General features: G+C 40.4%; 12 protein-coding genes. 9 read left to right on the top strand and 3 right to left on the bottom strand.

Annotated features, from left to right (window positions below; translation table 11 throughout):
* Position 1: 1 nt before the first annotated feature.
* Positions 2–2,002, bottom strand: coding sequence for a tetratricopeptide repeat protein (locus QZT26_RS06435; RefSeq protein WP_164995411.1), 2,001 nt, complete (start codon positions 2,000–2,002; stop codon positions 2–4).
* 298 nt (positions 2,003–2,300) lie between these two features.
* Here QZT26_RS06435 and QZT26_RS06430 point away from each other — a divergent pair, with 298 nt between their 5' ends.
* On the top strand, positions 2,301–3,407 hold the full coding sequence (locus tag QZT26_RS06430; RefSeq protein ID WP_295101284.1) for a trypsin-like peptidase domain-containing protein: 1,107 nt from the start codon (positions 2,301–2,303) through the stop codon (positions 3,405–3,407).
* Between the two features lie 318 nt (positions 3,408–3,725).
* Here the strand turns inward: QZT26_RS06430 and QZT26_RS06425 are convergent, their stop codons facing one another.
* Positions 3,726–5,000 carry an HD domain-containing phosphohydrolase gene (locus tag QZT26_RS06425; protein WP_099326035.1) on the bottom strand — a complete coding sequence of 425 codons (1,275 nt, stop codon included), beginning with the start codon at positions 4,998–5,000 and terminating at the stop codon, positions 3,726–3,728.
* A gap of 24 nt (positions 5,001–5,024) precedes the next feature.
* The gene (locus tag QZT26_RS06420; protein WP_295101282.1) at positions 5,025–6,767 is read right to left on the bottom strand and encodes a DUF1858 domain-containing protein; all 1,743 of its coding nucleotides are present in this window, start codon (positions 6,765–6,767) and stop codon (positions 5,025–5,027) included.
* 453 nt (positions 6,768–7,220) lie between these two features.
* Between QZT26_RS06420 and QZT26_RS06415 the strand changes: the two genes are divergently transcribed.
* From QZT26_RS06415 to QZT26_RS06380, 8 genes are all read left to right on the top strand, one after another.
* Positions 7,221–7,595: a response regulator gene (locus QZT26_RS06415; RefSeq protein WP_099326037.1), complete on the top strand. Its 375-nt coding sequence runs from the start codon at positions 7,221–7,223 to the stop codon at positions 7,593–7,595.
* 77 nt (positions 7,596–7,672) lie between these two features.
* Positions 7,673–8,197, top strand: coding sequence for a chemotaxis protein CheX (locus QZT26_RS06410; RefSeq protein ID WP_157820639.1), 525 nt, complete (start codon positions 7,673–7,675; stop codon positions 8,195–8,197).
* 23 nt (positions 8,198–8,220) lie between these two features.
* Positions 8,221–9,243: a response regulator gene (locus QZT26_RS06405; protein WP_099326039.1), complete on the top strand. Its 1,023-nt coding sequence runs from the start codon at positions 8,221–8,223 to the stop codon at positions 9,241–9,243.
* Positions 9,244–9,265: 22 nt separating this feature from the next.
* Positions 9,266–11,050 carry a chemotaxis protein CheA gene (locus QZT26_RS06400; protein WP_099326040.1) on the top strand — a complete coding sequence of 595 codons (1,785 nt, stop codon included), beginning with the start codon at positions 9,266–9,268 and terminating at the stop codon, positions 11,048–11,050.
* Between the two features lie 42 nt (positions 11,051–11,092).
* Positions 11,093–11,605, top strand: coding sequence for a chemotaxis protein CheW (locus QZT26_RS06395; protein WP_099326041.1), 513 nt, complete (start codon positions 11,093–11,095; stop codon positions 11,603–11,605).
* Positions 11,606–11,640: 35 nt separating this feature from the next.
* Entirely contained in the window at positions 11,641–13,353 is a 1,713-nt protein-coding gene (locus QZT26_RS06390) for a methyl-accepting chemotaxis protein (protein ID WP_295101277.1), read from the top strand.
* 106 nt (positions 13,354–13,459) lie between these two features.
* The gene (locus tag QZT26_RS06385; protein WP_295101276.1) at positions 13,460–13,942 is read left to right on the top strand and encodes a chemotaxis protein CheD; all 483 of its coding nucleotides are present in this window, start codon (positions 13,460–13,462) and stop codon (positions 13,940–13,942) included.
* A gap of 104 nt (positions 13,943–14,046) precedes the next feature.
* On the top strand, positions 14,047–14,316 hold a 270-nt coding region (locus tag QZT26_RS06380), incomplete at its 3' end, for a hypothetical protein (protein WP_295101275.1).

Here is a 14,316-nt window from a genome sequence, read left to right as displayed (position 1 = left end):
ATTATTTATTCGTTTTCTGCGCAGCTTGAATTTTTTCGATAGTTCTCCGTATTTCCGCTGCTTCATCACCGTCGGGATTCCGCTTCAGAAATTCCTGGAAATATGCTATCGACCTTTGTATATCTTTTTTATAAGTGAGATAAACCATGCCGAGGTTTTTATATGCGGTTATATAGTTTGGCTGCAGACGCAAGGTTTCATTATATGCCCTGATAGACTCCTCAATCATACCGGCATTTGCGTATGCCGTTCCAAGGCAGCTATGCACTTCGGGATGGTCCGGTTCGTACTTCACAGCAAGCCTGAATTCCTCTATTGAGTCATTCAAAAGTCCTTTCTTGAATAAAGCAAGCCCTAAATTAAAATGGGCGTCATAATAATGCGGTTTTAGCCTGATTGCCTCTTTAAATTTCATTATTCCTTCGTCGATATTCCCCAAACTAATAAATATATTGCCCATATTATTGTGCGTGAGGGCGGAATCTGGATTTGCCCCGAGAACAAGTAAATATTCCTGCATCGCCTCTTGCTGCATGCCTTTTCGCTGATACGCCATACCCAGGTTGTGACGATATTCAGGGTCTGCTTCCAGCGAAACCGATGTTTGAAATTCATGGAGTGCTGGATCAATATCTCCTTTTCCGAAATAGATCATTCCAAGATTATTATGCGCCCGTGCACTGTAAGGGGAGTCCTGTACGGTAGTTGACCAAAAGATGAACTGATCCCTCCAGCACCTGTTTCTATGCATAGTTGTTACTGAATAGGGGATTACCGGGATTGCTATCAATAAAACAATCATAATGGTTTGGGGAAGGTTTTTTTGTTTCACCATGGCTTCTTTGCTTCCGGAAAGGAGTGAATACCCTTTTGTTGTTTTCCGACCCGCATCACTTTTTTTGAAAAATAGTAATGCACAGCCCTTTTCCCATGCGCTGTGTATTGTTAATGCTAAAATTATGCAAAAGCCTACAGAAGGAAGATAAAGATAACGTTCCGCCATTATATTGGCAATAGGAAGGATATTCATTGCCGGAGTAAGGGTGACGAAAAACCATACCGTAAAGTAAAAGAACGGTTTCGAATAGAAATAAAACCGGCAGGCAATGATTCCCGCAACACATAAAAAAACCATACTACAAAGAAATGCGGGGGCAAGGGGAGTTGTTGTATGGGCGATCATATATTCAGCGTTGAAATGTACTGGGATGAACAATAGTTTTATGTATGCGGCAACCACCTTTGGCATGGTGAGCATATTAACGAAAAAACTATCTTCCGGATAGGTCAACTGTCCCTCCGCAGGATTATGCAACAGCACAAACCTTATAAGAAGATAAAAAATACTTACCGCCAGGAAACCAATATAATAGCGAACGGCATTCTTTTTTATTTGTGCGCTATCCCCCAATATCCAATCGAAGAGGAAAACCATCAACGGCAAAGTAATTGCCATTTCTTTCGAACATAATGCGAAAAGGTATAAAAAGAGCGATGCCGGATACAGCAGGAGGTATCTATGGAAATTTTTGGTTGAATTAATGAATAATAAAAGAGCGCCAAGAAAAAATACAGTAGTAAGGAGGTCTTCCCTATAACTGATTGCGTTTACTGTTTCAGTCAGGATTGGGTGCATGCTGAAAAACATTCCCGCCATAAATGAAACAGTTTTTTTCCGAATAACGGCAGACGTTATAAAATAAACAAGTATGACGGCAACGGCATGGGATAGAAGATTTGTCAGATGATACCCAATGGGATTGAGTTTCCCTATTGAATAATCGATGAAATATGAAATGGTTACAAGAGGACGATACGTTGCTTCCCCTGAAAGTTTAAAATATTCAGACGTAAATAAATCCCGGAAATTTCCCCAATCCCTGATAAAATAATTATCGGTGACCGTAAATACGTCGTCATAGACAAAGTCGTTATTGAGAGAATTGAGGAAGGCAATAAAAGGCAGGACAATGAGTATGGTTAATGGTAAAATTCGTAACATGTTATTGGTCATTGGTCAGTTTGTGATGAATTTCTTAATCTGTATAATCTGTGGTTTCCCTTTTGTATTTCGTGATTTGACCTTGTTTGTTTTTGGTTATGCCAGCTTTGGAAATAGGAGTTTATTTGTTATTCAGATATGATCATTTTTTGTATTGTACACTGAAGTGGTGTTTTTTTTAGTAGAAAAAAATGCAGCTTCTTTGCAATTGTTACAAAACCCATGCTTGACAAAGCATCATACAATTATAAATAATTAAACCGTAAAGGAATTTTCATCTACCTTGAAAGGATACGATATGAACAAGAAATACACAAAATTTCTCCCCTACTTTTTTTTAATTATAGCAGGATTATTTTTTTACCACGCGACAGGAAGTTTATCACGCGATAAAGTAGTGTTCCGTCCTGTAACACCATCTCCAGGTGAATTTAGCAGCGAGGAGCAGGCTACCATAGACATTTTCAAGATGACCTCTTCTTCTGTGATATATATTACAAACAAACAGGTGCGAAGGGATTTGTTCTCACTGGATGTCTTCAAGATTCCGCAGGGTGCCGGTTCCGGTTTTATCTGGGATGAAAACGGTCATATCGTAACTAATTTTCACGTTATCTACAATGCGAATGAAATAGATGTGACGTTGAACGATGGTTCTGTGTGGGATGCCCGCCTCGTGGGCGTTGACCCTGACCATGACATTGCGGTGCTTAGGATCAATGCGCCAAAAACAAAACTGATACCCGTACGCATTGGTACTTCTTCCGATCTGCAGGTGGGCCAGAAAGTACTGGCGCTCGGCAATCCATTCGGTCTGGATCTGACCCTTACAACAGGGATTATCAGCGCGCTTGGAAGAACGATTGAGGCAATGACTGGAAGAACCATTTTTGACGTTATTCAGACAGATGCCGCTATTAATCCTGGAAATTCAGGAGGCCCCTTGCTGGATTCCTTTGGAAGAGTTATCGGAATGAACACATCAATTATGAGTCCAAGCGGTGCGAGCACAGGGATTGGATTTGCGGTTCCCATTGATACAATAAACCGTAATGTTTCTCAATTAATTGCAAGGGGGAAAGTAGAACGGCCGGGTTTGGGCATTACCCTTGTTCCCAATAACATTACAAAACGGCTTGAAATACAAGGGGCATGTATTCTTGAAGTCATTCCAAACGGGGCGGCAGACAAGGCCGGTTTACAGGGAACAAAAAGAAACAGGACGGGCAGCCTCTTCATGGGGGATGTAATTATAGAGGTAGAGGGAAACAAGGTGAATAATTCTGAGGATCTCATCAAGGAGTTGTCCCGCTACAAAGTGGGGGATAGTGTTACATTAAAGGTTTTGCGGGATAAAAATGTCATGGAAAAAAGAATTAAACTGCAACCCATTGATAGTAAATAGTACTACAGCGACATTTTATTCTTACGTCCTGCACAAAAATCGGCAGAGTATTAACCATGACAGGGTTGTTTCTTTCATTTCCAACATCTGAAATAAAAATGTCGCGGTGGTGATAGTTTCTTAATAAAAATATTTTCTCATACGCTCTGTCCATGCGGTATGAGCCAATACCTTATAACCGCCGACTATTTATGTAACACTTTAGTTTTTTGAAAAAGTAGGGGCGAAGCATTTGCTGCAAATGCTTCGCCCCTAACACTATGCGGCAAACATGGCCATTATTGGCCTTTTTCAAAAAACTAAAGTGTTACATATTTATTATTCGAAGTGCAGGAGTATGCATTCTGTTTTAAGGTATTTTTCTCTTGCTTCATCCTGTGCGGCAATACGAGCAGAATTAATTTCATTAAAATGCAAGAGTAGTGCTGAAACAATATTGGGATCGAGTTTCGATTCTTCTCCCAATTTTTTAAGCTCTTCGTGTATTGTTTCGCCGGAAAATTTATTCCGGTATGGTCTGATTTCTGTGAGGGCGGTAAATACATTGGCAACTGCCAGGATTCGCGCTCCCAACGGGAGAAGATCCTCTTTGACATGGAAAGGATAGCCTGTCCCTGATAACGTTTCGTGGTGATACGACGCCCACGAAACAATATCCTTGAAAGCCGCGATGCTTTTAAGGATAAGATGCGTATAGAAGGGATGCTTACGAATAATGCCAAACTCCTCTTCCGTTAACGGTTCTTCTTTTTCCAACAGCTCTATCGGCACCACAAGCATTCCGATATCGTGTACATAACCGGCAATTTTCATCCATTGGCATTCTTGTTTTGAAAAACCGACAAATTGCGCCAATTTTTCAGCCGTAGCCGCAACGCCGGCAGAATGCGTGGCAAAAAAAGCGCTTCTGAAATCTACAATTCTTGAAAATACCTTAGAAAAGGAAACAAGGTGCTCCATGTCCAATGAAATAGAAGGCATTTTTACCCTGCCGGACAGAATTACATAGAGCAGTGACGAAGTGGCTTCAAGCCAGAAATACTCCTTTTCTGCTAATTTCAGAAAGGCATCTACCAGTTCCGGCATGAACATTTTTCCGGATTGTGCCTTTATCTTTTCACGAATACTGTCCACCTGCCCGAGTATTTCTTCCTGTTTATTTATTAAAGTAGAAACCCTGTCCGCAATATGTAATATATAACTGCCATATGGCACCTTTTTTCCCGATTTCTGTATTTTATTTTTTTTATCCCAGCGGACGTGATGAAATCGTATAAGATTTGCGATGGAACTAAATGGTTTAAATTCGTTAAGGAAGAGGTATCCTAATTCTTCATGTTCGTGAGGAAATTCGCTTTCAAATTTAAGAAGGTCCATCCTTTCTGCACGGCAATAACATCCAATATCATGTAAAGCCCCTGCCAACACGAGACCTCTTTTTTCTTCCATGGATAACCCCAGTTCTTCGCTGAGGCTAAAAGCGATATAAGCAACTTGCATGTGATGATTTACCCATGCGGGATTAACCAAATCAACGGTTTCTGATAAACCCGTAGTTAAATCTAATAAGGATATTTGTGATTCTTTTGCCATGGTTTGAAAAGGGGCAGGAAGGGATTATTTTTTGTCGGCGATTCTATCGTTAAGGGACTGGATAAATTTTTCTCTATCTACATTATGCATTTTTGCAGCCATATCAATCGTTGCTACTCTTCCCATCGTATTCCTCATAACAGGATTCGCCATTTGGCTGAATCCATAATCAAGAAATATCTGCAATGTTTCAGGATATTGGTCCACAATATCAAATACCTTCGTATCCTTGTCGACTACCGTTATTTTTTTAATTTCAGAAGGCTTAGGTTGTTCCTTCGTGTTCATAGTCTTCCACAAATTGTATCCAAAAAAACCTATCGCGGCCAGCTCAAACCATCCCGATGTTCCCACAATACCGTAAAAAATAGGTTTTCCTCCGCTTATCCCGACGGACATTTGGGAAAATACCCGGATAAAACATCCTGTGTTTAAAAGTATGAAGGTAATATGTGAAAGTTTAATACTGTGCATATTTATGCCGGTAAACGTTGGAACCATTTTTGAAGCATAACCAATCATCATCATCGTAATAAAACCAACGGTGACGGCATGATTAAACGAACCATGAAATTGCTTTAATATCTCTGTTTTATGATGCAAAAAAGGCATGGTAATGAGTATTAGCATGCTGATGATAAGCCATATGTAAGCAGCATGTATCGTTTTTGTATAACTCCTGTCCATTACAACACCATGAAGTTCTTTTGTAGACCTCTCAAAGACGCGCAAACCGTAAATGAATGAAAAAACGGCGAACGCAATGAAGAATACCACCAATTGTGAAAACCGCAGTGCAATGACACTTTTGCCGGCAAAAACGCATGTAATAAAATAAACTGGTATGGATGCGTTAAGCATCCAAAAACTGAGGTTAATCGCCTTTTCACGGACAGGCTTAATGTCAAGAAAAGCATATACTGTCCTTATATTGACAGCAAAAATAAACATAAAAACAAAACCAAAGAGGTACAAATGTACGTAGGGGCTAAAAACTGATTTGGGTATCTCCTGAACCGATTTATTATATAAATAAAAAACCATCCCCAAGTTCACCAATGAGGAAATCAACAACCACAGTAGTCCTGCCTTGAAAAATTTGTCGAATATGCCGACCTTTTCCTGACTGGAAGATATCGTACTAAAAAGAATGAAGGAAAACAACAGGACTGCACCAATCTCAAACATCGCGGATGCAGGAAGCAGGAATCTTACAGAACTATACGGAACAGGCTGCACGACGGCCCTTAAAACAATGCCGATAATGATGAATCCGAAGCAGACATTTACCAGATTTTTGTGCCGCAGTTCGGTATTTTTTACCCTCGGTATGATGTATAAAGCAAACCCCATAATAAAAAGTCCTACCCATCCTACTAACTGGGCATAACCATGCGCCTGGATGTGGGCATAGTGCGTTGCGTTGAAATTCAATTTAATCGCAATATAACTAAGAATAACGGCACCAAATGTTACCCCTACGGTAAGTGTAAATAAAATCGCAGCTTTCGCGAACTTTTCATATACCTTATCTACCTCTAACAGAGGAAGTTCAACATACTCCCCTCCGCCTTTTTCAATGGCTTCATTTAATTCTCTCACCAACGTGTCATAATCAACCTCATGTGCCTTTGCAAAAAAAGCTATTGGCTCATTAGGTCCCCGCACACCGCCGGCAATGACCAGGTTATACTTTTTGAATACTGCAAGTGTTTCCGGATGCGCCTCTATAAGGTCTTTAATTACGGTATTTTTATTTATTTCCATAAGTGTTAATAAAACAAATTTCTATAAACCTTTCAAGAAAATTAAAAATAAACCGTTAATATTATTTATAATACTGCCGTATCTTTTGAAGAAACGGATTGGAAACACTCAGATTTTTCGTGTCGTGCATTAAATCGAAGGGATGGTAATTTTATCTGTCATTTCCTGCATGTCAAAAATAGTATCACGATTTTCAGAAGCTCTGGAATTTCCTAAATTTTATTTAAAATCTTTACCTTAATTCTGTATAATGCCGCCTTTAATTTAACTTCTTAGCGCAACTAATTTGAGATTTGGTTTTTGTCTTTTTGAATATTTTCCGTTTATTGGACGTACTCAAAAACTTACAAAAAAAGAGGTTTTTACAGATTGATAATATATACTGCTGTAACTTACTGTCTACTATAAGAAATATATTCATTTTAATCTTTAACAGAAGGAGATAAGAGTGTTATGCCAAAAGTATTAATAATTGATGATTCCTCCGTAATGCGCAAAATGATCCAGAGAAACATTCAACAGTCCGGTTTGATGGTTGATTCATTTGTGGAAGCAGGAGACGGAAAAGAAGCTCTGGCTAAAATTGCCGCAGATAGCAGCATTGACCTGATTCTTTGTGATTGGAACATGCCCAATATGACAGGTATTGAATTTGTGAAGGCACTCAGGGGCAGTGGAAACCAGACCCCTATTATAATGTGTACTACTGAAGGCAGTGACGCAAAAGTAGTAGAGGCTACAGGCAGTGGTGCTAATGGCTATATCACAAAACCATTCACCCCTGACCAATTAAAAACCAAATTAGGTGCTTTTTTACAAATTAAATAGAAAAGTACCTTCTTAATAGCTATTTGCGCCCGGGCAATTTAAAAAAACCGAAAAAGAAATCAAAAGGAGCTTACACAATGGATCTTAAGGGGATCATGGATGGGATTACTTTAGATATTAAGGAAACAACGAAAATATTATTTGAAACAATGATTATGCTGGATTTAAACTATGGAGATGCTTCGCTCATTGACGAAACACAGATTAAAACTGATGTTATTGGCATGGTAAGCTTTACAGGCCAGTATCACGGGGTAGTCGGTATATTTTGTTCAAAAAAATTTGCGCTAAAAGTAGCCTCCAGCATGTTAATGATGGAACTGGAGGAATTCAATAACGACGTGAAAGATGCCGTCGGAGAAGTATCTAATATGATCGCCGGAAATATTAAGACCAAAATGTCAGAAAAATATGGCGAAATGCACCTTTCTATCCCCATTGTAATAGCGGGTGAAGGCCTTTCCATTACAGCGGTCGGCAACGTGCCTACCGTATCAGACACCGCCTTGTCATGCTTTAGCAAGGACCCATGGTTGATGACGTATTTTAGCGCAGAAAAAGAAAAATTTGGCGTAGGTTTGCTGTTGAAAGAGTCAAAATAATAATTTATTTTCCCTATTATCTTATGGAAAAACCTGCCGATAAATCAGAGAAAAAGGCGCCCGCGTCTCAGTTTGAGAAAACGTGGGTGAGTACATTTCCGCGCGTTTGCGAAGGATGCAGCCAATTAACAAACAAGCAATTTTTTCTCATTAACCCTGTTTTAAAAATTACCACCATAGGAACTTTTATTAAAAATGCCAATGCAAAGTTTGTGTTATCAAAAATAATTGTCGAGGATTTTTATGAGGGCGAAATATATTTACTTTTATCTTTAAAACTAGCGATAACAATTGGTAACATTCTCCTGCTTCTCGAAGATGAAGCAATAAAGGAAAATGCTAATAAGGAAAATTTCGATGCTGATTGCGCGGACGGTTTCAAAGAGTTTTCGAATCAGGTATGCGGTATTTTAGATAATGACCTACGCCTGAAATTACCCAAACCGATTCACCTGAAATTATTATCGGTAGAGCCAATAAACAAAGAAAATATGACCACCGTATTAAAAGACGACATCCTTAACGAAGAATGCCTTTTCCTCTCTACTTCTTTAAGAATAATGGGTTTTGACGATGATCAATTTATTATATGTGTCCCTAAATTGATCGGAGAAGAATTTTTCGGGGAAATCATTGAGGAAGAAAACAAAGAATATCGGGGAACAATACTTGCAGTGGACGATTCAAACACCGATTTACGAATCATCAGAAAATTACTCGGTAATGATTATAAAGTATTGGTGACAGACAATCCGGGCCATGCGCTCTCAACTCTGGGGAAAACCAATATCGATCTGGTATTAATGGACATTTACATGCCAGGAGTTGACGGAATTACCCTCTGCGAAAGAATTAAAAGAAATGCAATGGTTGAAGATGTGCCTATTATTATCTGCTCCGCCCACCCTACGCAGGAAAATGTAATACGCGCCGTAAGGGCAGGCGCTGCTGATTTTATAGTAAAACCGGTAACGAGACAAAAATTAATGGAAAAAATTAACAAACATATGCTTAATAAAAGCTTAAAAATCCCTGCAAACCGATAGTTGTTTTTTTAAGGATAAGAATATGGAAGATACCTCTTTTTTAATGGATGACCCGGAAATTGTCAAAGAATTCCTGACAGAATCGGGGGATCATCTGGAATCGGTAGAATCACAAATCCTCCAATTAGAAGAAAACCCGGACAATACGGATATTATCAACACAATATTCCGCCCTATTCACAGCACGAAAGGAAGCGCCGGCTTTTTAGGATTGAAGGATATGGGTACAGTAAGCCATGAACTAGAAACACTTCTTGACGAAGCAAGAAAGGGCAATCTGAAAATAACCCCGTTAATCATAGAAATATTGTACGAAGGCGTGGACATACTGAAAAGATTAAGGGGGCTTGTTGCAAAGAAAGTCGAGAAAATAGACGTTTCGGACGAAATTGTAGATTACGCCCCGGTTATTGTAAAAATAAAAAATGCCCTCGTAGGACAGAAAGCAACGGAAAGCGCACCTTCAAAACCGCAGCACTTAGGTGAAATACTTGTAGAAAAAGGGGAAATTACCGAAGATGACCTTGACAAGGCATTAGAGGAACAGGAAAAACTACAGCAAAAAAAAATAGGAGAAATCATTGTTGAAAAGGGCATCGTCACAAAAGAAACTATAGACAGCGCCCTCAAAACCTTGCCGGCAACAGCGCCAGTCTCAGAAACGGTCAAGGTCGATATACAAAAAATAGACAGCCTTGTAAACCTTGTGGGCGAACTGGTAATCGCCAACGCCCTCATAAAAGACCTTCTGGAAAACACGAACAGCACATCAAATAAAAATATTTCACACCTGGGAAAGATAGTAAAAGACATACAAGATCAGGTAATGTCAATACGAATGGTTCCCATTAAATCAACCTTCCAGAAAATGTCGCGGCTCGTCCGTGATGTTTCCAAAAAAGCCGGCAAAAAGGTAAAGCTGGAAGTTTCCGGAGAAGAGACTGAACTAGACAAATCGGTAATTGAATCAATTGGAGACCCGCTGGTACATATTCTTAGAAATTCGGTAGATCATGGAATCGAACCGGAAGAAGAACGGATTGCCGCGGGAAAGCCTGCCTTGGGACATGTGTATCTTGATGCCTTTCACAAAGGGGGGAACATTTTTATTGAAATAAGAGACGACGGCAGGGGTTTACGAAAAGATAAATTACTGAAAAAAGCCATTGAAAAAGGAATAATGAGTGAAAACGCCACTCTTACTGAACAACAAATCTTCGGTTTGATTTTTGCCGCAGGATTTTCCACTGCTGAGAAGATAACCGATATATCAGGACGCGGCGTAGGGATGGATGTGGTTAAGAAAAATATTGAACGCCTGCGCGGCAAGGTAGAAATCTCTTCAGAAGAAGGCAAAGGCACGAAAATCTCTATCAAACTTCCCCTGACAATGGCAATCATTGACGGAATGATCGTCCAGGTAGGGAATCAGAAATATATCGTTCCAATGCTTTCTATAGAAGAATCCATACGCCCGAAAAAAGATGATATCTCAACGATACAACAGCGCGGTGAAGTAATAAATGTGCGGGGCAATATTTTGCCAATGGTACGGCTGCACCAGTGGTATAATGTAGAGCCTAAAAAATACGCCCCATGGGAGGCCATTATTCTCATTGTTGAAAGTGAAGGGCAACGATGTGGGATTCTTGTCGATGATTTAATAGGGCAACAACAAATTGTCATCAAACGCCTTGGAGAACAATTCCGCAATGTCAAAGGGGTTTCCGGCAGTGCCATACTTGGGGACGGAAGGGTAGGGCTTATATTGGATGTCGGCGGCATTATGAATCTTGCTCTTAACTAATATACAAAAACCAAACGTTTTACTTTTTATAGGAGGAGAATTATGGAAGGTGTTCTTAGTCAGCAAAAACCTGCCGAAATTTCCAGTCTGGCTTCTCATGAAGGAAAATATTTAACTTTTGTTCTGGGCGATGAAGAATATGGTATCGAGATTTTAAAAGTAAGGGAAATCATTGGCGTCATGGCAATAACGCCTGTGCCTCAATCGCCAAATTATATTAAGGGCGTAATTAATTTAAGGGGAAAGGTAATTCCCGTAGTTGATTTAAGGTTAAAGTTCGGGTTTCCGGAAAAGGAACACACGAAAGAAACCTGCATTGTTGTGGTGGAAGTAAACAATACCCTTACGGGCGTCATTGTAGACACAGTATCGGAAGTCATTGATATTGCCACAGAAGACATGGAACCTTCTCCGCACTTTGGGCAGGACATAGATACCGATGTTTTTTTAGGCATTGCACAGATAAAAAATAAGGTCAAAATACTACTCGATATTGACAAGATATTACGCCAGGAAGAAGTCTGCATGGCGAGCAATTTTACAGAAATATGTTAAACATAATAAAAATTTTTCAAAAGAAAGGGATTATAATGTTCGGCAAAATGACGATAATGACAAGGCTCATCGTGACAATAGTTATCTCAATCGCGATAGGATCCGGTATTTTATCGGTGATTGTCATGAAGAGGGAAAAGGCGCAAATGCTGGAGGAAGTAAAAAAGGAGGCGCGTATGGCGGCGAATCAGCTTATGTCTGTCCGGCAGGTGATTGCGACAAAACAGCAGGCCATAAACAATGATTCCAAAGGCAACTTCGAATTCAAAGGGGTAATCCCCGCAGTGGTTGGTCGTGAAGTGGCAGAGCACTTCAGCCAGACTACCATATACAAAATGAAGCAAACAAGCCTGCAATACAGAAATCCATCGAATAAACCCGATGCGTGGGAAACCAGACAGTTAGAACGCTTTGCCGCAAATCCTGATTTAAAAGAGATTTCAGAAATAACCATCGAAGACTGGAACCTGGGAGCGGCGTCGCAAATATTCCGTCTTATGGTACCACTAAAAATTACAGAAGCCTGCCTTGTATGTCATGGATATCCGGAGACAAGCCCTACGGGAGACGGCAAAGACATATCGGGAAGGCAAATGGAAGGGTACAAACTTGGAGAAATCAGGGGCGGAATAAGCGTGGTGGCGCCTATGGACAGTATAAATGCGGCAATTGCGGCAAACAGAAATTTCAGCATTCTGGGAAACGGGATTTTTGTCCTTCTTATTAGTGGTGTGGTATTCTTCGTTACCAAAGGGGTTGTATCTTTATTGAAAAGGACGGTTAATCACCTGAATGCGGGAGCGGAAGAAGTGGCTGCGGCGTCATCGCAAATATCTTCTTCAAGCCAGTCGCTTGCCGATGGGGCATCGCAGCAGGCAGCTTCCGTGGAGGAGACTTCCGCTTCAATAGAAGAAATGTCTTCGATGACGGCAAAGAATGCAGATAATGCAGAAGAGGCAAGCCATTTGACGGTCAAGGCAAAATCTTCGGCGGAGGAAGGCCACGAGACGATGAAATCATTGCAGACAATTATGCGTGAATTGCATGGAGGAAATAATCAAATTCTTGCAATTATCAAGTCGATTGACGAAATAGCGTTCCAGACAAACCTTTTAGCGCTGAATGCCGCAGTAGAGGCCGCAAGGGCCGGTGAACACGGGAAGGGATTTGCCGTGGTTGCGGACGAGGTTCGCAATTTAGCCCAAAGGTGCGCAACGGCGTCAAAAGAAACGGCAGACCTGATCAATGCGCGTGTACAGAGCAATGATAACGCCTTAAAGATTACCGAGGTGTTTGCAGAAAAGCTGAAGGAAATAGCAACGGATACGAAGAAGGTTGCAGATTTGATGGGAGAGATCTCAGCGGCTTCAAGGGAACAATCGGAAGGGGTAGGCCAGATAGGAAAAGCTATGACGTCCATAGATAACGTTACCCAACAAAATGCAGCCAATGCAGAACAAATGGCATCCGCCAGCGAAGAACTATCTTCCCAGTCGGTGAATTTAAGAGAAGTTGTGCTTGAACTCGCAGCACAGGTCGGCGGGATACGGGAGGAGGCTATGGAACCGGAGGTTAAGAAAAAAACATCCTTGAAAAAAGAAATCACTTATCACAGAAGACCTGCCCTAGAGGCTTACAAGGCTGTAGGAAGCAAAGGCCGCAAACATGTTCGCAAAAATGATGAGGGGGAATCAGGGAAAAAACCTGAAGATATAATACCTATGGATGGTGAGTTCAGTGATTTCTGATTGTGCAGTAAAATGGATATAATCTTCATATTTCGGAAAGGAAAATTTTTTATTGTATGCTTCGCACAGAGACGTTATATAAACCCGTTGGAAATTTTCGCATAACATGAACGACGCCTCTAATATCTACACCGTTGGCGTTGGAGATGCAAAAATAGCACGGGCTCCTAACCAATTAAAGACATTGCTCGGTTCATGCATCGGAATAGCATTGTACGACCCCATAGTAAAAGTAGGGGGCATCCTTCATATAATGCTGCCCAAAAAAATAGGGAATGATCAAAAATTAACGAAATATGCTGACCCGGGATTGCCTTTTTTTATTGGACAAATCATCAAAAACGGCGGAGCGTCAAAAAACACCCTCCTTGCAAAAATATTTGGCGGCGCAAAGATGTTCGAAACCGCCGGGAAGCTCATTAATATTGGCGAAAAAAATGAACATGAAGTGCGCAGGATATTAAAAGAAGAAGGTATCAAAATTGTAGCGGCAAAAACGGGTGGAACAAAGGGATACAATATAGCGCTTGATACAACCACCGGCAATGTGGAATGCCGCATATTCGGAGAAGCTGTCTGTATTTATTAAGTATATTAATTTTATTATTTTATTTGCGAAAAGATAGCATTTATCAAAAACAAAGGTAAAAAATGGTTATTTCACCGGAACGCTTACGGATGTTGGAGGTAATAATGAAGCTTTCTATCGACAATGCTTCAAGGGCCCTTTCCAAGACATTAAGGACCGGCGCAAAAATCACTCTCTCTAAAATCTACATGGCAGATTTTAACGAAGCCACTGAGAAAATGAATACTGACACGAGGGAAATGACCGGCATTATTGTCAATTTTAAAGGCAACTTCGGCTGTAAAATGCTGTTTATGCTGCCTCTTGAAGGTTCTACAATACTGACGGACTATTATCTCCGTCTACCGGTGGGTACAACAAAAGAGTTTAACACT

The sequence above is a fragment of the uncultured Candidatus Kuenenia sp. genome (genome assembly GCF_900696675.1).
GTDB classification, from domain to species: domain Bacteria; phylum Planctomycetota; class Brocadiia; order Brocadiales; family Brocadiaceae; genus Kuenenia; species Kuenenia stuttgartiensis_A.
This window is presented reverse-complemented; position numbering and strand designations above follow the sequence as displayed.

Excerpts from the sequence above, each read along its gene's own strand:
- QZT26_RS06435 (WP_164995411.1), bottom strand. The coding sequence starts at position 2,002 with ATGTTACGAATTTTACCATTAACCATACTCATTGTCCTGCCTTTTATT.
- QZT26_RS06430 (WP_295101284.1), top strand. The coding sequence starts at position 2,301 with ATGAACAAGAAATACACAAAATTTCTCCCCTACTTTTTTTTAATTATA.
- QZT26_RS06425 (WP_099326035.1), bottom strand. The coding sequence starts at position 5,000 with ATGGCAAAAGAATCACAAATATCCTTATTAGATTTAACTACGGGTTTA.
- QZT26_RS06420 (WP_295101282.1), bottom strand. The coding sequence starts at position 6,767 with ATGGAAATAAATAAAAATACCGTAATTAAAGACCTTATAGAGGCGCAT.
- QZT26_RS06415 (WP_099326037.1), top strand. The coding sequence starts at position 7,221 with ATGCCAAAAGTATTAATAATTGATGATTCCTCCGTAATGCGCAAAATG.
- QZT26_RS06410 (WP_157820639.1), top strand. The coding sequence starts at position 7,673 with ATGGATCTTAAGGGGATCATGGATGGGATTACTTTAGATATTAAGGAA.
- QZT26_RS06405 (WP_099326039.1), top strand. The coding sequence starts at position 8,221 with ATGGAAAAACCTGCCGATAAATCAGAGAAAAAGGCGCCCGCGTCTCAG.
- QZT26_RS06400 (WP_099326040.1), top strand. The coding sequence starts at position 9,266 with ATGGAAGATACCTCTTTTTTAATGGATGACCCGGAAATTGTCAAAGAA.
- QZT26_RS06395 (WP_099326041.1), top strand. The coding sequence starts at position 11,093 with ATGGAAGGTGTTCTTAGTCAGCAAAAACCTGCCGAAATTTCCAGTCTG.
- QZT26_RS06390 (WP_295101277.1), top strand. The coding sequence starts at position 11,641 with ATGTTCGGCAAAATGACGATAATGACAAGGCTCATCGTGACAATAGTT.
- QZT26_RS06385 (WP_295101276.1), top strand. The coding sequence starts at position 13,460 with ATGAACGACGCCTCTAATATCTACACCGTTGGCGTTGGAGATGCAAAA.